Consider the following 19202-nt stretch of genomic DNA (forward strand, 5'->3'; position numbering starts at 1 on the left):
CCTCTCGTTTGTCGACGATACTCGCGTGACTACGCGACGTTGCGTTCGACAATACGGACGAAGCCATCGGGGTCGATCTGCGCGGTGTCGTGAGTGCAGAACCACCCCTGGGTGAATCTCTGCGAGGTCGCTTCCGGCGAATTCCAATACCGACGCGTGACACTCGGCCCGCGGCACAGCAACTCACCGAAACCACCCGGCGCGTCCGGGCCGTACAACGCCACTTCCATTCCGCCGAAGGCGATTCCGACGCTGCCGAGGTGTGTGGGTGCCGACTCGGCCGGCAGAATGAGACCGGCCCCACAGGTTTCGGTTTTACCCCAACCGATCACATGTCGAGCGGCCGGGAACATCGTCAGCAGCTTCGCTTCTTGCTCGGCCGTGATCGGCGATCCGCTACAGTCGATCCACTGCACCGACCTCGAACCGGCACGCGCCGCCGGTCCGAGCGTGAGCAACCGTGGCTCGAGCAAGTCCTCGGGCCGCCCGGTCACGATGTCGACGGTATGCACACTCTCGCGCCAGAAGTCGCCGGCGAGGACCACCGTTCCACCGACCACCAGCGTCGCGAGCACGTGCACGAACTGACGCACAGACTTGAAATCATTGTCCACCAGCAGATTCCGCACACCTTCGACGCCGTAGTCGCGCGAGTGCAGAATACCGACGATAGCGGAGAGCACGTTCTCGTTACTCAACTCGACGCCCAGCATCTCGCCCGAAGAATCGGCGGTGTACGCGAGGATAGCCATCTCGTCCGGGGCCGCACCGTCGTCGATGAACGGAACACCTTGTGGGAGTTCACCATCGAGCACGAGCACCGAGCCACTGTCCGCGATGACGAAGTCCGCTGCATCGTCACTCAAGTGCACACCGACAGAGACCGGGACACCTCCCGCGAGGATGACGCCGAGGCACCCCTCCATCCATCGCACCCCCGCGGCGAAACGAATCGCCACACGATCGCCGATCTCGACGCCTCGCGACTTCAACCCGCCTGCGACCCGCGACGCTTCGGCCCACAGTTCCGCGAAGGTGACCTGCTCGCCGTCGACCTCCTCGACCGCAATGCGTGAAGAGAACCGATGGACGGCGATATCGAGGAGTTCGGACAGCGACGGGTCCAGTTGGCTGTACCGGAGCACCCCGTCACCCGCGCGAGTGACGCGGGCGTCGGCGAGGAGCAGATTTGAACACGGGTATTCCACAAGCGTCGACCGCATCGATACCTCCACGTCACTGACGAACCCACCGGCCCTTCGACTATATGACGTGGATCACAGTTCGTGGAGGTCTCTGACGATAAATGTCGGATATCTAATTTCCGGAGTAGACGGCCTTACCCGGGCCGACGTCGAGGAAACTGCGGACGGCGCCGCGCAGGTCGTCGGTGTCGAACAGCGCACCGGACACCCCGGGAGTCACCGAATCTGCATGAGCGATGCCGCCGGAACGCCACGCCGCCACGATCTGCTTGGTGGCGTCGTGGGCTCGCGTGGGTCCGTCCGCCAACCTGGTCGCGAGGGACCGCGCCGCACCGTCGACGTCGTCGTGGACTGCATTGACGACGCCCCAGGCGTGCAGGGTTGCGGCGTCGTACAGATCGCCGGTCATGACCAACTCCCGAGCCCGTCCGGAACCGGCGCGCTCGGCCAGGCGTTGCGGTCCGCCCATAGACGGCGTCAGACCGACCACAGTCTCGACCAGCCCGAACTTTGCCTTGGGCCCCGCGAGGATGATGTCGCAGGCCAAGGAGATCTCGAATGCCGCAGTCAGAGTCAACCCGTGCGCCGCGTAGATCACCGGGCACGGCAATGCCTCGAGCGGATGGCAGATCTGGGCGAACAGTTCGCGCCACAACTCCGCGCCCTGCTCCGGGTTCAGTCCGTCGAAGACGTGGACGTCGACGCCGGCCGAGTTGACCTTGCCCTCCGCGCGCAGGAGGACAGCTCGCGGCGGATTCTCGGTCAACGCTGCAACGTCGGCGATGACCGCGTCGAACATGGCCTGATCGAACAGATTGAGTGGTCCGTGCGCGAACGTCAGGACAGCCACCTCGGCACCACCATCGGTGGTGAAGCGCTCGAGACGGGTGGGGTGCGATTCGGGAGCAGTCATGCCGCCACACTGCCACATGGAACCGGCCTACGATCGTCGGGTGGACGGTCTGAGAAATGCGCTCGCGGACGTTGTGGGACACCGGTTCGTCGTCGACGACACCGACGTGTTGGCGACCCGTTCCACCGACCAGACGGGGCGCTACAGCGGGCACGCCAGCGCCCTGGTCCGACCCGGAAATACCGCCGAAGTCTCGGCAGTGCTGAACGTGTGCCGCTCCCACGGTGTACCGGTCACCGTTCAGGGCGGACGAACCGGCCTGGTCGCGGGCGCGGTGCCGGAGCACGACGACGTCCTGCTCTCCACCGAACGTCTCACGACGATCGGTGAAGTCGACGCGGCTGGCAGGCGGATCACCGTCGGCGCGGGAGTGACACTCGCGCAGGTACATTCCGCTGCGGCCGACGCCCGCCTGAAATTCGGCGTCGACATAGCGTCACGGGACACGGCGACCATCGGCGGCATGGTCTCCACCAATGCCGGTGGCTTGCACACGGTTCGATACGGGAACATGGCCGAACAGGTGCTCGGCCTCGAGGTAGTGATCCCCGACGGAACCACGATGCGCCGGTCACCGAAAGTGTTGGCCGACAATTCCGGATACAACCTGCCTGCACTGTGGGTGGGCAGCGAAGGAACTCTTGGTGTGGTCACGGCAGTCGATCTGAAACTGCGCCAGGTGCCGGCACACCGGGTCACGACACTGACCGGTTTCGACAGGCTGGAGGACGTCGTCGACGCGGGGCGAACGTTGCGCACTCTCGACGGCGTCGACGCACTGGAATTGTTGGACGGCCGCGGACTCGAACTGGCCGCACGACGGTTGAACGCGGCAGTGCCGACGGGGCGCGCGTGGTATCTCCTCGCCGAGGTATCCGCGGCTCACGATCCGATGGAAAGCCTGGCCGAAGCACTCGAACGCATCGCCCCGCCGGAAACTCCGTCGGTGGCAGTCGACGGCCCAAGTTCGACGCGCTTGTGGGCGGCGAGGGAATGCTTCGCCGAAGTGGTCGGACTCTTCGGTCCCCCACTGAAATTCGATGCGGCACTGCCCCTGGACTCGCTCGCAACCTTTGCCGAGGACGCCGCCGCGGTGATCGCGAATCGCGCACCGGAGGCGATCCCCGTTCTCTTCGGACACATCGCCGAGGGAAACATCCACCTCAATGTCCTGAACTGCCCGAACGCCGACACTGTCTACCGCAACGTCCTCGAACTGGTTCGCGATCACGGTGGAAACGTCAGCTCCGAGCACGGAGTGGGCTCGCTCAAACGCAACTATCTGGACCTGGCGCTCTCGGCGGAGGACATAGCCACGATGTGGGCGATCAAGCGAGCCCTTGACCCGAGCGACTATCTCAATCGCGCAGTGATGTTTCCCGACGCGCTTCGGCACTGACGGCCATCGCGTCGTCGTGGGCGTCGCCGCGTAGAGGCCGAGCGAAGCACACCGAGGCGACGAAACCGATGAGCAGCACACCTGCGGGCAGCCAGATCGACTCCGACATCGCCGTGCTGAACGGTTCACGGACGAACTCGGGTAGGTGACCCACCCCGGCTTCGGAACTACCGCCGGTCAGACCCTGGGCAGCCAATCGCGCGGTGATCAGAGCGCCGATCGCAGCGCTGCCGAGAACCGCACCCACCTGCCTGGTGGTGTTGTAGACGCCGGCGCCCGCGCCCGCCTGCATCGGAGGCAGGTTATGTGTGGCGGTGGCCGCGAGCGGAGACCAGATGCACGCGTTGGCGAAGCCGATCAGACCGATCGGCAGAAGCAGTTCCCAGATCGCGACGTCGGGAGACATCACCAGTGCCAGCCAGCCCAGGGCGATCGCGAACAGCAGGAAGCCGGTGCCCGCAATGTAGCGCGGATGCGTCTTGTCGACGAGCTTGCCGATGATCGGGGCAAAGATGCCGGTCAGCACGGCCATCGGAACGAGGAGGAGCGCCGACTGCGTCGGGGAGAGTCCGCGAACTGCCTGGGTGTAGAACATCAGCGGAAGGACCATCGACGTGATCGCGAAGCCCATCGCGGTGATGGCGACATTGGCGAGTGAGAAGTTGCGGTCCTTGAAGAGTTCGAGGGGAAGCAACGGCTCGTTCTTGTTGCGCGACTGGTAGAACACGAACACCGCGAGCAACACCACACCGGCGCCGATCAGACTCCAGACGAATCCGTTCCAGTCGTACGAACTGCCTTCCTGGATTCCGAACACGAGCAGGAACATGCCTGCGGCGCTGAGGATCACGCCGGGGATGTCGAACTTGTGCTCGCTCGTCGGCAGCGACGGAACCAGCTTCCAGGCGAGCAGGAAAGCGATGACACCAACCGGGACGTTGACGATGAAGATCCATTCCCAGCCGAGATTGTCGACCAACACACCACCGGCAAGCGGACCGACCAGCGTCGCAACGCCGGCAACGGCGCCCCACAGGCCCATTGCGGCACCACGCTTGTTCGGCGCGAAGGTGCGCGTGATGACCGCCATGGTCTGCGGAGTCATCATTGCGGCACCGAAGCCCTGGAAAGCCCTTGCCACGATGAGCATCTCGACGCTGCCGGACAGACCACACCACAGTGATGCGCCGGTGAACAGTACGAGGCCGATCATGTACAGGTTCTTCGGTCCGAACCTGTCACCGAGTCGGCCGGTGACGAGCAGCGGCACCGCGTACGCCAGCAGGTACGCGCTGGTGACCCAGACGACCTTGTTGATGTCGGTGCCGAGGTCCTCCATGATCGCAGGGTTGGCGACAGCAACGATGGTGCTGTCCACCAGAATCATGAAGAACCCGATACACAGCGCCCACAGCGCGTGCCAGGGATTGACCTGCTTTTCCATCTTCAGTCCTTAGGTAGTGCGGACGAGCCTGCGGAGCCGGCCAGCCGGTCGAGAAGTTCTTGTGAGAGCCAGGGCATTTCGCCGCTCTCGATGTCTGTCACCAACGCGCCGATCCACTCTCTTTCGGCGATCGTGAGTGCGTGGGCGTAGTCCGCACCCACCGTGAAGATTCGTGGTTTTTCCGCGGCCTTCACCGCTTCGTAGTCGACCTCGAATTTCGCAATCGTCTTGTCGAGGTGTGCGAGACGGATCCGAAGCATCTGACACGCAGTCGATGCGGAGAGGTTGTGCATTTCGGCGAGCGCGAGCGGCAACCGCGGATACTCCCGCACCGGAACCGCCAACATCTCACGTAGTTGGTGCTCGAGAGCATCACGGCCTCGGGCGGTGATCTCGTACGTCGTCCGTTCCGGTCGATTGCCCTCACGATCGGTCCCGATCGAAGCCAGCAATTCCTGCTTCTCCAGCCGGGAGACCGTGTGATAGAGCGATCCCGGCTTGATCTTCACCAGCTGATCGCCCCGTCGAACCGAGGCGAGTTGATACATCTCGTACGGGTGCATCGAACGCTCGGACAGCAGGCCCAGAACTGTGATTCCCAAAGGCGTCAGTGACACGTCACCCATGAGTCCCCCTCCCTGACAGGCCGCAGGTGCCTGACGAGCCGTATTTGACTATTTCTTGACTATTCCACGCGAAATAGTCCACATGGAATATACGACCTTCGGCCATCTCGATCAACCCGTTCGAACCGGACTAGCCTGTAGCGAGTGGACGATCATCACCTCGACATCATCCGACTCGCATGGGCACGCGAACTGGGCCTCGGCGACTCCGCGTTGCGACCAGCACACACCGCCAGAGTGGTAAGCGCCGACATCCACGTGCTGGACCTGGCCGGCGGTGGCGCGATTGTCGGACCACAGTGGTTCATCGAGCGCACGACGGACATCTCCGTCGAAGCGCTACTACAACCTGCGCGTCTACTCGACATCACCGGCGATCATGGCGGCCGAATCACCGGACCCGTCGACCTCGCTTTCCTCGGCGACTACACCGAGACACCACCAGAGGAACAACTGTTGATCTCCCACGAGGTCGACGACGCCCTCGCCGTTGCCGCTCTGTGCCCACCCGACGACAGCACCACCGCCGACCTCGAGACCCGCACGCGGTGGTTCACCGCACTCACCGATGACAACGAGGTACTCGGATGCGCGGCGTACTCCGAATTCCAAGGTTTCGTGGCAGATCTCACGACCCTGACAGCCCCAGCGCACCGCCGGCGCGGAATCGGCTGCGGAGTAACACTTCTGGCCGCGGAGGACGCACTGGATTCGGGATTGATCCCACAACTACGCACGAGTCGGGGCAGTGCGATCAGCGCAACGCTTCCACGTAAAGCCAAATTCGACGTTCTGGGGGCATACGCTCGGGTACACGTGCACCTGCCCAGTTGACACTCGAACGAGAGGAACCGCAGATGAGTACGGAAGATGGCGCGAGCGAACCGACATTCGTCGAAGAGGGTCGTGAATTCAAGCGCGACACCAACTACATCCAGACCCGGATCACCGAGGACGGTCGCGACGGTTACCCCGTCGAACCGGGGCGATACCGGTTGATCGTGGCGCGTGCCTGCCCCTGGGCAAACCGCGCCATCATCGTCCGCCGCCTGCTCGGCCTCGAAGACGTACTGTCGATGGGCATCTGCGGTCCGGTCCACGACAAGCGAAGCTGGACCTTCGATCTCGATCCCGGTGGCGTCGATCCGGTACTGAAGATCCCACGACTACAGGACGCGTACTTCGCCCGAGATCCCGACTACCCCAGGGGAATCACGGTACCCGCCATGGTGGAGATCTCCACGGGCAAGGTGGTCACGAACGACTACCCACAGATCACCCTCGACTTCTCGACGCAGTGGAAGAAGTACCACCGCGAAGGTGCACCGGATCTGTACCCGGAGCCTCTGCGAAACAAGATCGACGAAGTAGCCGAGTACGTGTTCCGCGACGTGAACAACGGCGTCTACCGCTGCGGGTTCGCCGGTTCACAGCAGGCCTACGACGAGGCATACGACACGCTGTTCGCCCGTCTCGATTGGCTCACCGAACGTCTTGCGCGGCAACGCTTCCTGGTAGGCGACACCATCACCGAAGCTGACGTACGCCTGTTCACGACACTGGCGCGATTCGATCCCGTCTATCACGGCCACTTCAAGTGCAACAGAAGCAAACTCAGCGAGATGCCGGTGCTGTGGGACTACGCGCGCGATCTGTTCCAGACTCCCGGATTCGGTGACACCATCGACTTCACACAGATCAAAGCTCACTACTACATCGTGCATTCCGAGATCAATCCCTCCGGAATCGTGCCCAAGGGACCGGAATTGACGCACTGGCTCGAACCACACGGCCGCGAACAGTTGGGCGGCCGACCGTTCGGGGACGGCACACCGCCTCATCCGCCCATCCCGTCGGAAGTGGTTCCAGCGCAGCACTGGGCCACCAGATAGATCGGGGCGACGCTACTCCCCTGCGTACGTCCCGAAACTCCAGTACACACCTTCTGGATCACGGCAGGTGAAACCTCGCGAACCGTAGTCTTCGTCGCGCAATCCCTGCGTGATCGTGGCACCGGCCGCGACAGCGCGTTCGTAGAGTGCATCGGCGGCGTCTGCGTCGTCCACCACGATGTACACCGAACCGATTCCGGGTGGTAGGCCGGCGATCGCCGAATCGGTCCGCGGGGAACCCAGCATGATGCCGCCACCGCCGGGCCAGTCGAGTTGGGCGTGGTCGACCACGTCCCCCTCTCCGTAGACGGCCTTCTCCACGAAACCGAAGGTGCTCACCAGAAAGTGGATTGCCGATCGGGCGTCGAGGTAGCGCAGTGTCGGCCAGATGGTCGTCGAACGAGGTTCCGAAGTGGCGGTCATAACACTCGAACTCCTGCCTGGGAAAACTCACGAAGAAAACCGAGTCTCGTACGAGCCTATGGCCCCTGCGATCACCGCCGCTACCGAAAACTTCACCTATTCTCGAGATACGGTCCACCTCGCTTCAGAGGAGGACAACTGTGGAGGGGCAGCAATGAGCAAGTCGACGAACAACGACAGCGGGCGTATCGAGAAGGTCCTCGTTTCCGTTCTCGACAACGGAAGCCGCCTGCAAGCGCCCGCAGTGGCCAAATACGTCAACCATGTCCGTAAGGCGCACCCCGACGAGTCACCCGCTCAGATCGTCGAGCGGATGGAGAAGATGTTCATTCTCGCCGTGACCGGAAGCGGCAGTGCCGTCGGTGCCACGGCCGCGGTGCCGGGCGTCGGAACGGTCGCGTCCATCGCTGCCGTCGGTGCGGAATCGGCTTTCTTCCTCGAAGCGTCGGCGCTGCTGACGTTGGCGATTGCGTCAGTGCACGGAATCTCCGTGCAGGATCACCAGCAACGACGCGCCCTGGTCCTGGCAGTCGCCCTCGGCGAATCCGGCATGGAGATCGTCCAGAAGGCCACCGGAATCACGGCCAAGAACTGGGGAACCGCGATCACGAGCAAGATTCCCGGACCCACGATGAAGGGAATGAACAGCACCCTCGTGCGGAAGTTCGTGACCAAGTACGCCGCCAGGCGCAGCGCACTGATCCTCGGCAAGCTCGTTCCCGCCGGGATCGGTGCCGTCATCGGTGGCGCGGGTAACCGGGCCATCGGCAAGGGCGTCGTCAAGAACGCGCGCGAAGCCTTCGGACCCGCGCCCGCCAGGTGGACCGATCACCTCATCGTGATGCCTGCCGACGATGCCGCACTCCTCCCCGAAACGCAGACACGCCGGGCCATCCGCAGATAGCTGTCCGGGCCGTAGGCTCGCATCACGTATTCGCCGCCGACCCGGGAGCAGCATTGACGAACACCGCAATGGGATCCTTCTCTGCGCCCATCGAGATTCGTGGGTTGACGAAGACGTTCAAGGCGGCGCACGCGGTCAACGACCTGAGCTTCGACGTCCAGGCAGGTTCGATCACCGGGTTTCTCGGCCCCAACGGTTCAGGCAAGACGACAACGTTGCGGATGCTCCTCGGGCTGGTGTCGCCGACTTCGGGATCGGCCACGATCAACGGCGCGCCTATGCGTTCGCTGCCCAACCCGGCGCGAACCGTCGGTGCCGTCCTCGACGTGGGCAGTCTCCATCCCAAGCGGACAGCGCTGGCGCACCTCGAGATCTACGCAGCCGCCATCGGTATGCCCACTCAACGCGCCGCGCAGGTACTGGGAATGGTCGGTCTGAGTTCGGTCGGAGCCCACAAGACCGGCACCTTCTCGCTCGGGATGCGCCAACGCCTGATCCTTGCCACGGCGATGCTCGGTGATCCCGAGATCCTTGTGCTCGACGAACCCGCGAACGGACTCGACCCCGAGGGCATGGCGTGGCTTCGTCAGTTCCTGCAGACCTTCGCCGGTTCCGGCCGAACGGTTCTGATCTCGAGTCACGCGCTTCGTGAAGTGGAAGCGACCGTCGACAGCGTGGTCATCGTCAGCGCCGGCTCACTCGTCTACCAAGGGACCATGGACGAACTTCGCCGCTCCCAGCGCAGTCGACTGCTCGTCTCGTGTTCCAACCCAGCGCTCCTCGCCACGGCATTGGCCGCTCGCGGAATCATCGACACCCAGATCACCCAGGACGGACGGCTCGCGGTGGGCGGCACCGATACGTCGGTGCTCCCGCCGGTGGCGTCGGCGGCCGGTGTCACGATCTTCGGTGTCGCGACCGAAGGCGCAGATCTCGAGCAACTGTTCCTCGCGATGACAACACCGCAGTACGCGGTTCCCCAGGTCGGTTACCACCGGCCTCCCGGCCCGGGTTCGGGACCGGGCTACTACGGCCCTGCCGCATACGGACCTTCCGGAGGACACCGATGACCACGCTCGTGCGCGCGGAGACACTCAAAGTCCTCACCCTGCGCTACTGGTGGGCACTGGCAATCGCACCGGTCGTCGTGGCTGTGCTGATTGCTGCCTCGACTCGGACGTTCGTCGAAGTTGTGGCCGATTCGGCCGACACCACTTTCGACGTCGATGTCGTGTCCACCGGCGTCAGCCTGGGTGTCTCGAACACGCTTGTCCTGGTGTTCGCGGCTGTCTTCGGAGCGCTCACCGCCGGATCCGAATTCGGCTACAAGACTCTCACCACAACGTTCCTCACAGCTCGCGGCCGCGACGGAGTTCTGGGCGCAAAACTTGCCGTCGTCGCGGTATTTGCCGTCGGCTACGCACTGGCGGTCGAAGTAGTCAGCATCGGCACGATGTTGCTCTTCGGCCGGGACTTCAGCTTCACCACCGATCTCTTCGCCATCTGCACCGCAGGCATTCTGGCGTGTGCGCTGTGGGCACTACTTGGCGCCGGGGTGGCCCTGCTCACCGGTTCGTCGATGGCCGGTGCCCTCTCGGTCATCCTGTGGTTCGTCTTCGGTGAATGGATCGTCCGCGCAGTGCTGCTCGCGATGGATCTCGGTGGGATCGGGGCCGCGCTTCCGGTGTCGGCCACGATCGGCACGATCGTCAACGCGGCACCGTCGATCGACGTCGACGCCTTTGCGTCCTGGCCGAGTGGCCCGATGATGTTGGCCGCTTGGGTCGTTCTGTTCTGCGGGCTCGGTTGGCTGCGAACCCGGACCCGCGACATCACCTGAAAAAGCTGTCTGGGGCCGGGTCTACCGTGGATCTCGATGAACACGATCAACACGGGCAGTCCGGTAGTTGGAGAGGCGGATCGAGCTCCGGGCTGGATCCGCCGCTTGGCCCACGCATGCTGGTTGCACCGGAGAGTTGCGATCGGCGCGCTTCTCGTCACCGTCATCGCTTCGGCGATCGACATCTCGTTTCCGCTCCTGACCCGCTATGCGCTCGACGCCGCCGGCCAGGAGAACCCGGGCAAGGTGATCGGGTTCGTCGCGTTGGCGATCGCGTTGCTCGCGATCGTCCGCTTCGCGTGCCAGTACGGCCGACGGATGCTTGCCGGCCGACTCTCGCTCGACGTTCAACACGACTTGCGGCTCGCCCTGCTCGGTTCGCTGCAACGCCTCGACGGACGAGGACAGGATCAGATCCGCACAGGCCAGGTGGTCTCCCGGTCCATCACGGATCTGCAGCTCGTCCAGGGTTTGCTCGCGATGGTGCCGATGTCCGCGGGAGCGCTCCTGCAATTCGTGCTGGCGATCGGCATCATGGCGTGGCTCTCGCCGCTGTTGACTCTCGTCGCTGTCGCCGTCATCCCCGCAGTAGGGCTGGTGGTGTTCCTGATGCGACCGATGCTCTTCGCCGCAACGTGGTCCGCGCAGCAGCGGGCCGCCGACCTCGCCCAACACGTCGAGGAAACCGTCACCGGCGTTCGCGTCGTCAAGGGATTCGGGCAGGAACAACGAGCCGTCGACCAGCTGGAGAAACATAGCCGCACGCTGTACTCCGAGCGCCTTCGCGCCGCGTGGTTGAACGCGAAATTCGCGCCAACCATGGCAGCCTTGCCCCAGCTCGGGCAGGTGGGAGTGATCGCTCTCGGCGGGTATCTCGCACTGCACGACAAGATCACCGTGGGAACGTTTCTCGCGTTCGCCACCTACATCGTGACGATGACCGGAGTCACCCGAACTCTGTCGTCGGTCATCGTCATGGCGCAGCTGGCGCGCGCCGCTGTCGAGCGTGTCTACGACGTCATCAACGCCCAGCCCGACATCGCCGATCCAGACCATCCGGTGGACCTGCCCGACGGTCCTCTCGGAGTCACCTTCGACGACGTGGCATTCGGATTCGACACCGAACGCGACGTCCTGACCGGGCTGAACCTCCGCATAGAACCAGGCGAGACCGTCGCCGTCGTAGGGCCGGCTGCGTCGGGAAAGACTGCGTTGTCTTTGCTTCTCCCCCGGTTCTACGCGCCGACATCGGGTCAGGTCAGCGTCGATACAGCCGACGAGACGTTCCCCATCGCCGAACTGCGTAGCGAGCAGCTTCGTGCGGCGGTCAGCCTGGTCTTCGACGAGCCTTTCCTGTTCTCCGACACCATTGCCGCCAACATCGCGCTTGGCCGCGAGGACGCCTCCGGCGAGGAGATCCGTGCTGCCGCTGCTTTGGCACAGGCAGACGCCTTCATCGAGGCACTCCCGGACGGGTACGACACCGTCGTGGGCGAACGCGGCCTGACGCTGTCGGGTGGACAGCGTCAGCGCATCGCGCTTGCCAGAGCCCTGCTCGTCGACCCGAGGATCCTGGTCCTCGACGACGCGACCTCCGCGGTCGACGCGGCAACCGAAGCCGCGATCTTCGACGCGTTCCGAGCCAGACGACGGCAGACCACCCTGATCCTCGCTCACCGGCGGTCCACCCTCACGCTGGCGGACCGGGTCGCGGTACTCGACGGCGGACGGATCATCGACTCCGGAACCGTGGACGAGTTGGAAGCGCGATGTCCCCTCTTTCGGGCGCTGTTCTCCTCCGCATCGGAACTACCGGCCGAACTCGACCAGGGCGACTCCGATGCCTTCGATCATGACCACCGCGAGCCGACAACCGCGCAGTTGTGGCCGCAGGCACCGGAATCCGAAGCCGACAACACCACCAGTGCCTCGCAGGGTGCCGGCGGTCCGATGGCCGGAGCACTCAGCGGAATCGCGGTGACGCCGTCCCTACGGGCAGCAGTCGACGCTCTTCCGCCCGCTCGCGAAGATCCCGGAGTCGCACCCGAAAGTCTGCGCGAATCGAATCCGCACTTCTCACTCCGACAAATCCTGAGGCCGGTTCGCTGGGTTCTGCTGGCAGTTGTCGCATGTCTTGCTCTGGACTCGGCTGCCGCGATCGCGTTCCCCTCCCTCGTCAGATATGCAATCGACCACGGGGTCGTGACCGCGGACAGCAGCACGCTCTGGATTGCGACGGCTTTCGGCGCGCTCCTGGTTGCCGCAGATTGGGTTGTCGTTGCGGTCATGACGGTGCTCACCGCCAGGGCAGGCGAACGCGTGTTGTTCGGACTCCGCGTCCGCAGCTACTCGCACCTGCAGCGGTTGGGCCTCGACTACTACGAACGAGAACTGTCCGGGCGCATCATGACGCGCATGACCACCGACGTCGACGCGCTCTCTTCGTTCATCCAGACCGGCATGTCGACGGCGATTGTGAGCGTCCTGACCGTCGGCGGAATTTCGATCGCGCTCCTGGCGACCGACGTGACGCTCGGCCTGGTGGCGCTGGCCGTCATCCCACCGCTCGTGGTCGCAACCGTGATCTTCCGCAAGATCTCCTCGGTGGCCTACCGCCAGTCCCGCGAGCGGATCTCGCTCGTCAATGCCGACTTCCAGGAGAACATCGCCGGCCTGCGAGCGGCCCAGGCCTACCGCCGTGAGGAAGGTGCGGCGCGCAGGTTCGCAGAACGCTCCGAGAGCTACCGCCGATCGCGGATGCGGTCGCAGCGAGCCATCTCGATCTACTTCCCATTCATCTCGTTCTTGTCCGACCTCGCGTTGGCCGCGGTCGTATTCGTCGGCGCGCACCAGATCGCCAACGGGTCGACGTCGCCCGGCGTACTGATCGCGTTCGTGCTCTACCTCGGTCTGCTGTTCGGACCGATTCAGCAACTCTCACAAGTCTTCGATGGTTACCAACAGGCAAACGTCGGATTGCAACGAATCGGCGACCTGCTGCGCACTCGAAGTTCGATCGAGACTGCCGACAGCGAGGATCTGATCGCGATTTCCGGACGGCTCGACGGCGCCGTCCATCTCGACGGAGTCGGGTTCCGGTACTCGGGCGCGGACGTCGACGCGCTCTCCGACTTCGATCTGCAGATTCCGCCGGGCACAACGGTCGCTCTCGTCGGCCGAACCGGTGCCGGTAAGTCGACAGTGGTGAAGTTGCTCGCCCGTTTCTACGACCCGACGTCCGGATCCGTCGACGTGGACGGAACCGACATCCGGAACTTCCACCTCCCGCAGTACCGACGTCGCCTCGGCGTCGTCCCACAAGAAGCGCATCTGTTCACCGGCACGGTCGCCGACAACATCGCGTACGGCAGGCCTTCGGCTTCGCATGCCGAGATCGAGGAAGCGGCGCGTTCCGTCGGCGCCCTGAATTCGATAGCCGACATGCGTGGAGGCATGAATCATCCCGTCGGAGAGCGTGGCCAGGGGCTCTCGGCGGGCCAGCGCCAACTGATCGCATTGGCCCGTGCCGAACTAGTCGACCCGGATCTTCTGCTCCTCGACGAGGCGACCGCGACGCTCGATCCCGCGACCGAACGAATGGTGCTCGAAGCAAGTCGGTCGGTCACCCGGAAACGGACGTCAGTCGTCGTGGCTCACCGCCTCGCCACCGCTGCCCGAGCAGACCTCGTTGTCGTAGTTGACCGGGGACGTATCGTTGAATACGGCCCGCACGATGTTCTGCGGTATGCCGGTGGTCACTACTCGGGACTCTGGGATGCATCGCAGGCACGTGAGGGGAATAATCTGACGTCGAGAACTGTCATCGAAGGCAACCCCGTCGTTTGACAGTCGGCACGGATTTGTACCGCCGAGAGGGAGTGCGCGATCGCAAGATCACGGACTTCCGTGAGACAGCTCACAAATTGTGTGCCGCACAATTGCTCGTCACACGCTCGGGCTAATCTCATATATATAGGCGCTCTGATCGGGTACCGAAATAGAAACGAGGCGAACACCTGCCGTGAGCAGCAGTTCTACATCCCAATTCGGACAGAACCAGTGGCTGGTTGACGAGATGTACCAACGCTTCCAGGACGACCCGTCGTCCGTGGATCCCAGTTGGCACGAATTCTTGACCGATTACGCGCCGGACTCGGCGAACACGGGAGGTGGAAACGGGACTGCCTCGAACGGCAACGCGGCTGCACCCGCCGCTGTTGTAGCTCCACCTGCTGCTTCCAAGGCCACGCCTCCCACCCCCAAGACCGCACCTCCCGCGCCGCCTGCCAAGGCTGCCGCACCGGCCCCCGCGAAGAAGGCAGCGCCCGCCGCCAAGGCTGCTCCGGCCAAGCCCGCAGCAGCCAAGCCCGCGGCGGCTTCTGCGAAGCCCGCCCCTGCCGGCGGAGCCGAGGAAACCAAGGTTCTCCGCGGCGCCGCAGCCGCGGTCGTCAAGAACATGTCGCTCTCACTCGAGATCCCGACAGCAACCAGCGTGCGTGCCATTCCCGCGAAGCTGATGTTCGACAACCGCATCGTCATCAACAACCATCTCGCGCGTACTCGTGGCGGCAAGATCTCGTTCACCCACCTCCTGGGTTACGCGATCATCCAGGCAGTCAACGCGTTCCCCAATATGAACCGGCACTTCGCCGAAATCGACGGCAAGCCGAACGCGGTCACGCCCGAGCACACCAATCTCGGACTCGCAATCGACCTTCCCGGCAAGGACGGCAACCGCTCACTGGTAGTTGCCGCCATCCGGAACACCGAGTCGATGAACTTCGTCCAGTTCCACGCGGCATACGAGGACATCGTCCGCCGTGCACGCGAAGGCAAGCTCACCGGCGAAGACTTCACCGGCGTCACCATCTCGCTGACCAACCCGGGCGGCATCGGCACGGTTCACTCCGTTCCCCGCCTGATGAAGGGCCAGGGCGCCATCATCGGCGCTGGCGCGATGGAATACCCCGCCGAGTTCCAGGGCGCCAGCGACGAGAAGCTGGCCGAGATGGGCGTCGGCAAGCTGATGACCCTCACCTCGACCTACGATCACCGCATCATCCAGGGTGCGGAGTCGGGCGATTTCCTGCGCACGATCCACAACCTGCTGATCAGCGACGAGTTCTACGACGAGATCTTCCACGCGCTCGGCAACCCGTACGAGCCGGTGCGTTGGCGCAAGGACGTGCCGGAAGGCGCCGTCGACAAGAACACCCGTGTTCTCGAACTGATCGCTGCATACCGTGACCGCGGCCACCTCATGGCCGACACGGACCCGTTGCAGTTCGTCAAGGACAAGTTCCACAGCCACCCCGACCTCGACGTCATCAGCCACGGCCTGACGCTGTGGGATCTGGACCGCGAGTTCAAGGTCGGCGGCTTCCACGGTCAAGAGAAGATGAAGCTGCGCGACGTGTTGAGCGTGCTGCGCGACGCGTACTGCCGCCACGTCGGTGTCGAGTACACCCACATCCTCGAGACGGATCAGCGTCAGTGGATCCAGGACCGCGTCGAAGGCCATCACGCCAAGCCTTCGGTCGCTCAGCAGAAGTACATCCTGAGCAAGCTCAACGCCGCCGAGGCCTTCGAGACGTTCCTGCAGACCAAGTACGTCGGCCAGAAGCGCTTCTCGCTCGAGGGCGCCGAAGCCGTCATCCCGATGATGGACGCCGTGATCGACCAGGCCGCCGAGCACCAGCTCGACGAGGTCGTCATCGGTATGCCGCACCGTGGTCGACTCAACGTGCTGGCCAACATCGTCGGCAAGCCGTACTCCAAGATCTTCACGGAGTTCGAGGGCAACATGAACCCGGCAGCCGCCCACGGCTCCGGTGACGTGAAGTACCACTTGGGTGCCAGCGGAACGTACATCCAGATGTTCGGTGACAACGACATCGCTGTCTCACTGACCGCAAACCCGTCGCACCTCGAGGCCGTCGACCCGGTTCTCGAAGGCCTGGTTCGCGCCAAGCAGGACATCCTCGACAAGGGCGAAGAAGGCTTCACCGTCCTGCCGCTCATGCTGCACGGTGACGCTGCATTCGCAGGTCAGGGTGTTGTCGCCGAGACGCTGAACCTCTCGCTGCTGCGCGGTTACCGCACCGGCGGCACCGTGCACATCGTCGTGAACAACCAGGTCGGCTTCACCACTGCACCGGAACATTCACGTTCGTCCGAGTACTGCACCGACGTCGCGAAGATGATCGCCGCACCGGTCTTCCACGTCAACGGCGACGACCCCGAGGCTTGTGTCTGGGTTGCTCAGCTGGCCGTCGACTTCCGTGAGAAGTTCGGCAAAGACGTTGTCATCGACCTCATCTGCTACCGCCGCCGCGGTCACAACGAGGGCGACGACCCGTCGATGACTCAGCCGGCCATGTACGACGTCATCGACACCAAGCGCAGCGTTCGTAAGAGCTACACCGAGTCCCTCATCGGTCGCGGTGACATCTCGCTCAAGGAAGCCGAAGACGCACTTCGCGACTACCAGGGCCAGCTCGAACGGGTCTTCAACGAGGTCCGTGAACTCGAGAAGTTCCAGCCCGAACCGTCCGAGTCCGTCGAACTCGACCAGACTCCGCCGGCCCGCCTTACCACGGCTGTCGCTCCCGAGGTTCTCGAGCGCATCGGAGACGCGTTCGTCAACGTCCCCGAGGGCTTCACTGTTCACCCGCGCGTCAAGCCTGTTGCCGAGAAGCGCCGCGAGATGGCCCGTGAGGGACATGTCGACTGGGCGTTCGCAGAATTGCTCGCGTTCGGCTCGTTGGCCGAGCAGGGTGCTTTGATCCGCCTCGCGGGTCAGGACTCCAAGCGTGGAACGTTCACGCAGCGTCACTCGGTTCTCATCGACCGCAAGACCGGCAACGAGTACAGCCCGATCGCCAAGATCGCTGCCGACGCCGAAAATGGCGGCAAGTTCATGGTCTACGACTCCGCACTCACCGAGTACGCGGGTCTGGGCTTCGAGTACGGCTACTCGGTGGGTAACCCCGACGCTCTGGTCCTGTGGGAAGCGCAGTTCGGTGACTTCGTCAACGGCGCGCAGACCATCATCGACGAGTTCATCTCTTCGGGTGAGGCCAAGTGGGGTCAGCTCTCCGACGTCGTGCTGCTCCTGCCGCACGGTCACGAGGGTCAGGGTCCGGACCACACCTCCGGTCGCATCGAGCGTTTCCTTCAGCTGTGTGCAGAAGGCTCGATGACCGTTGCGGTTCCGTCGACTCCGGCCAGCTACTTCCACCTGCTGCGTCGCCATCACCTCGACGGCATCCGCCGTCCGCTGGTGGTCTTCACGCCCAAGTCGATGCTGCGTAACAAGGCTGCAGTCAGCAACGTCGAGGACTTCACGACGGGCAAGTTCCGTTCGGTCTTCGAGGAGCCGGCATACGAGAGCGGTGAAAGCGCACGCGAATCGGTCAAGCGGGTTCTGCTGGTCAGCGGCAAGCTGTACTGGGAGCTTCTGGCGAAGAAGCACAAGGACGAGCGCGACGACATCGCCATCGTGCGTATGGAGCAGCTCTACCCCGTGCCGAAGCGTCGCCTCAAGGAGACCCTGGACCGTTACCCGAATGCGGATCAGTTCCGTTGGGTCCAGGAAGAACCCGCGAACCAGGGTGCGTGGCCGTTCCTCGGACTGGCACTGCCGGACCTTCTGCCGGAGACCTTGACCGGCATCAAGCGCATCTCGCGTCGTCCGATGTCCGCTCCCTCCTCGGGATCGAGCAAGGTGCACGCGGTGGAGCAGCAGGAGATCTTGGACGAGGCGTTCCTGCCGACCAACTGATCGGTGGCGTTCCTGCCGACCAACTGATCAGTGGCAAGCAATAAGGGCCGGGCCCCACATTCCGCAAGGAGTGTGGGGCCCGGCCTTTTGCGTGCATGTCAATTCGATTGCAGCAGACCCAGATCCGGCCCGGCATCGAAACCGACGGCGGCCAGTGCCAACGCGGGCAACGACTGAACCGTCAGGTCGATCAGTTCCTCGCGGGCGATGGCCGGCGCGCGGAGCCAACTGATGGTGGCTTCCTCGACAAACGCAATCCAACCGCGAACGGCCAACTCCACCTGAGGCGTTCGCGTCAGGCCGATCTTCGGGAGCTGATCGAGGGTCCTCTTCGCCATGATGTCGCGGGTCTGCTCGAACACCTCGCGCATCTGCGGATCCCCGCTGGCGGTCCCCCGGAGCAGTGAGACGTACGTATTGCGGTTCTCGGTCACGTAGTCGACATACGACGCCAGCACTGACCGGAGGGTGAGCATCGGATCGTCCGATTCGCTCGGCTCGGTGCGCTGGAGCATCTGTTCACTGCTGTGTCGGACGATCGCCAGATGGAACTCGCTTTTCGACGCGAAGTAGTGGAACAGAAGCCCACGCGAGACACCCGCTTGATCGGCGATGTCCTCGACGGAAATCTGTTCGAGCGGCCGTTCGGCCAGCATCCGCGCCCCGAGGTCGATGAGTTGCGCTCGGCGTTGCGCAGGGTCGAGCCGCGTTCGCTTTACTGCGTCCATGCCCAATAGACTACTGAATATTCGTCAATAAGCTATTGACCGTGA

At 63.7% G+C, this 19202-nt stretch carries 14 protein-coding genes; 8 read left to right on the forward strand and 6 right to left on the reverse strand.

Annotated features, from left to right (window positions below):
* Positions 1-29 precede the first annotated feature (29 nt).
* Positions 30-1223, reverse strand: a complete 1194-nt coding sequence (locus ACSW29_RS13190) for a class I adenylate-forming enzyme family protein (protein WP_317829021.1) — start codon at positions 1221-1223, stop codon at positions 30-32.
* A gap of 94 nt (positions 1224-1317) precedes the next feature.
* Positions 1318-2118, reverse strand: a complete 801-nt coding sequence (locus tag ACSW29_RS13195) for an enoyl-CoA hydratase/isomerase family protein (protein WP_317829022.1) — start codon at positions 2116-2118, stop codon at positions 1318-1320.
* Between ACSW29_RS13195 and ACSW29_RS13200 the strand changes: the two genes are divergently transcribed.
* Positions 2117-3517, forward strand: coding sequence for an FAD-binding oxidoreductase (locus ACSW29_RS13200; protein WP_317829023.1), 1401 nt, complete (start codon positions 2117-2119; stop codon positions 3515-3517). The genes ACSW29_RS13195 and ACSW29_RS13200 overlap by 2 nt on opposite strands.
* Here ACSW29_RS13200 and ACSW29_RS13205 read toward each other — a convergent pair.
* Together ACSW29_RS13205 and ACSW29_RS13210 are read right to left on the reverse strand one after the other, a co-directional pair.
* Positions 3477-4961 (reverse strand): DHA2 family efflux MFS transporter permease subunit, encoded by a 1485-nt coding sequence (locus ACSW29_RS13205; protein WP_230817431.1) that lies wholly within the window; start codon positions 4959-4961, stop codon positions 3477-3479. The genes ACSW29_RS13200 and ACSW29_RS13205 overlap by 41 nt on opposite strands.
* A gap of 2 nt (positions 4962-4963) precedes the next feature.
* A complete protein-coding gene (locus ACSW29_RS13210) occupies positions 4964-5587 on the reverse strand; it encodes a PadR family transcriptional regulator (RefSeq protein WP_230817430.1) in 624 nt (207 codons plus the stop codon).
* A 144-nt stretch (positions 5588-5731) separates the two neighbouring features.
* Between ACSW29_RS13210 and ACSW29_RS13215 the strand changes: the two genes are divergently transcribed.
* Positions 5732-6421 (forward strand): GNAT family acetyltransferase, encoded by a 690-nt coding sequence (locus tag ACSW29_RS13215; protein WP_317829024.1) that lies wholly within the window; start codon positions 5732-5734, stop codon positions 6419-6421.
* Positions 6422-6444: 23 nt separating this feature from the next.
* On the forward strand, positions 6445-7479 hold the full coding sequence (locus tag ACSW29_RS13220) for a glutathione S-transferase family protein (protein WP_317829025.1): 1035 nt from the start codon (positions 6445-6447) through the stop codon (positions 7477-7479).
* Positions 7480-7491: 12 nt separating this feature from the next.
* Here ACSW29_RS13220 and ACSW29_RS13225 read toward each other — a convergent pair whose 3' ends face one another.
* Positions 7492-7902 carry a VOC family protein gene (locus ACSW29_RS13225; protein ID WP_317555185.1) on the reverse strand — a complete coding sequence of 137 codons (411 nt, stop codon included), beginning with the start codon at positions 7900-7902 and terminating at the stop codon, positions 7492-7494.
* Between the two features lie 154 nt (positions 7903-8056).
* On the opposite strand from ACSW29_RS13225, the gene ACSW29_RS13230 reads away from it, so the two are divergent.
* The 5 genes from ACSW29_RS13230 (at position 8057) to ACSW29_RS13250 (ending at position 18429) form a co-directional block, all read left to right on the forward strand.
* Positions 8057-8806, forward strand: a complete 750-nt coding sequence (locus tag ACSW29_RS13230; protein ID WP_230817426.1) for a hypothetical protein — start codon at positions 8057-8059, stop codon at positions 8804-8806.
* A gap of 68 nt (positions 8807-8874) precedes the next feature.
* Positions 8875-9876: an ABC transporter ATP-binding protein gene (locus ACSW29_RS13235; protein ID WP_317829050.1), complete on the forward strand. Its 1002-nt coding sequence runs from the start codon at positions 8875-8877 to the stop codon at positions 9874-9876.
* Positions 9873-10646, forward strand: coding sequence for an ABC transporter permease (locus ACSW29_RS13240; protein WP_317829026.1), 774 nt, complete (start codon positions 9873-9875; stop codon positions 10644-10646). Before ACSW29_RS13235 ends, ACSW29_RS13240 begins: the two co-directional genes overlap by 4 nt.
* Before the next feature lie 36 nt (positions 10647-10682).
* Entirely contained in the window at positions 10683-14492 is a 3810-nt protein-coding gene (locus tag ACSW29_RS13245) for an ABC transporter ATP-binding protein (RefSeq protein WP_448277463.1), read from the forward strand.
* A 175-nt stretch (positions 14493-14667) separates the two neighbouring features.
* Positions 14668-18429: a multifunctional oxoglutarate decarboxylase/oxoglutarate dehydrogenase thiamine pyrophosphate-binding subunit/dihydrolipoyllysine-residue succinyltransferase subunit gene (locus ACSW29_RS13250; protein ID WP_448277464.1), complete on the forward strand. Its 3762-nt coding sequence runs from the start codon at positions 14668-14670 to the stop codon at positions 18427-18429.
* Positions 18430-18527: 98 nt separating this feature from the next.
* Here ACSW29_RS13250 and ACSW29_RS13255 read toward each other — a convergent pair whose 3' ends face one another.
* Entirely contained in the window at positions 18528-19157 is a 630-nt protein-coding gene (locus ACSW29_RS13255; RefSeq protein ID WP_054187351.1) for a TetR/AcrR family transcriptional regulator, read from the reverse strand.
* Positions 19158-19202: the final 45 nt, after the last annotated feature.

This window comes from Rhodococcus sp. GB-02 (assembly GCF_053470465.1).

What these genes read in the sequence shown, in the direction of transcription:
- ACSW29_RS13195 (WP_317829022.1), bottom strand. Translation starts at nt 2,118, where the DNA reads ATGACTGCTCCCGAATCGCACCCCACCCGTCTCGAGCGCTTCACCACC.
- ACSW29_RS13230 (WP_230817426.1), top strand. Translation starts at nt 8,057, where the DNA reads ATGAGCAAGTCGACGAACAACGACAGCGGGCGTATCGAGAAGGTCCTC.
- ACSW29_RS13235 (WP_317829050.1), top strand. Translation starts at nt 8,875, where the DNA reads ATGGGATCCTTCTCTGCGCCCATCGAGATTCGTGGGTTGACGAAGACG.
- ACSW29_RS13190 (WP_317829021.1), bottom strand. Translation starts at nt 1,223, where the DNA reads ATGCGGTCGACGCTTGTGGAATACCCGTGTTCAAATCTGCTCCTCGCC.
- ACSW29_RS13205 (WP_230817431.1), bottom strand. Translation starts at nt 4,961, where the DNA reads ATGGAAAAGCAGGTCAATCCCTGGCACGCGCTGTGGGCGCTGTGTATC.
- ACSW29_RS13255 (WP_054187351.1), bottom strand. Translation starts at nt 19,157, where the DNA reads ATGGACGCAGTAAAGCGAACGCGGCTCGACCCTGCGCAACGCCGAGCG.
- ACSW29_RS13225 (WP_317555185.1), bottom strand. Translation starts at nt 7,902, where the DNA reads ATGACCGCCACTTCGGAACCTCGTTCGACGACCATCTGGCCGACACTG.
- ACSW29_RS13200 (WP_317829023.1), top strand. Translation starts at nt 2,117, where the DNA reads ATGCCGCCACACTGCCACATGGAACCGGCCTACGATCGTCGGGTGGAC.
- ACSW29_RS13240 (WP_317829026.1), top strand. Translation starts at nt 9,873, where the DNA reads ATGACCACGCTCGTGCGCGCGGAGACACTCAAAGTCCTCACCCTGCGC.
- ACSW29_RS13220 (WP_317829025.1), top strand. Translation starts at nt 6,445, where the DNA reads ATGAGTACGGAAGATGGCGCGAGCGAACCGACATTCGTCGAAGAGGGT.
- ACSW29_RS13210 (WP_230817430.1), bottom strand. Translation starts at nt 5,587, where the DNA reads ATGGGTGACGTGTCACTGACGCCTTTGGGAATCACAGTTCTGGGCCTG.
- ACSW29_RS13245 (WP_448277463.1), top strand. Translation starts at nt 10,683, where the DNA reads ATGAACACGATCAACACGGGCAGTCCGGTAGTTGGAGAGGCGGATCGA.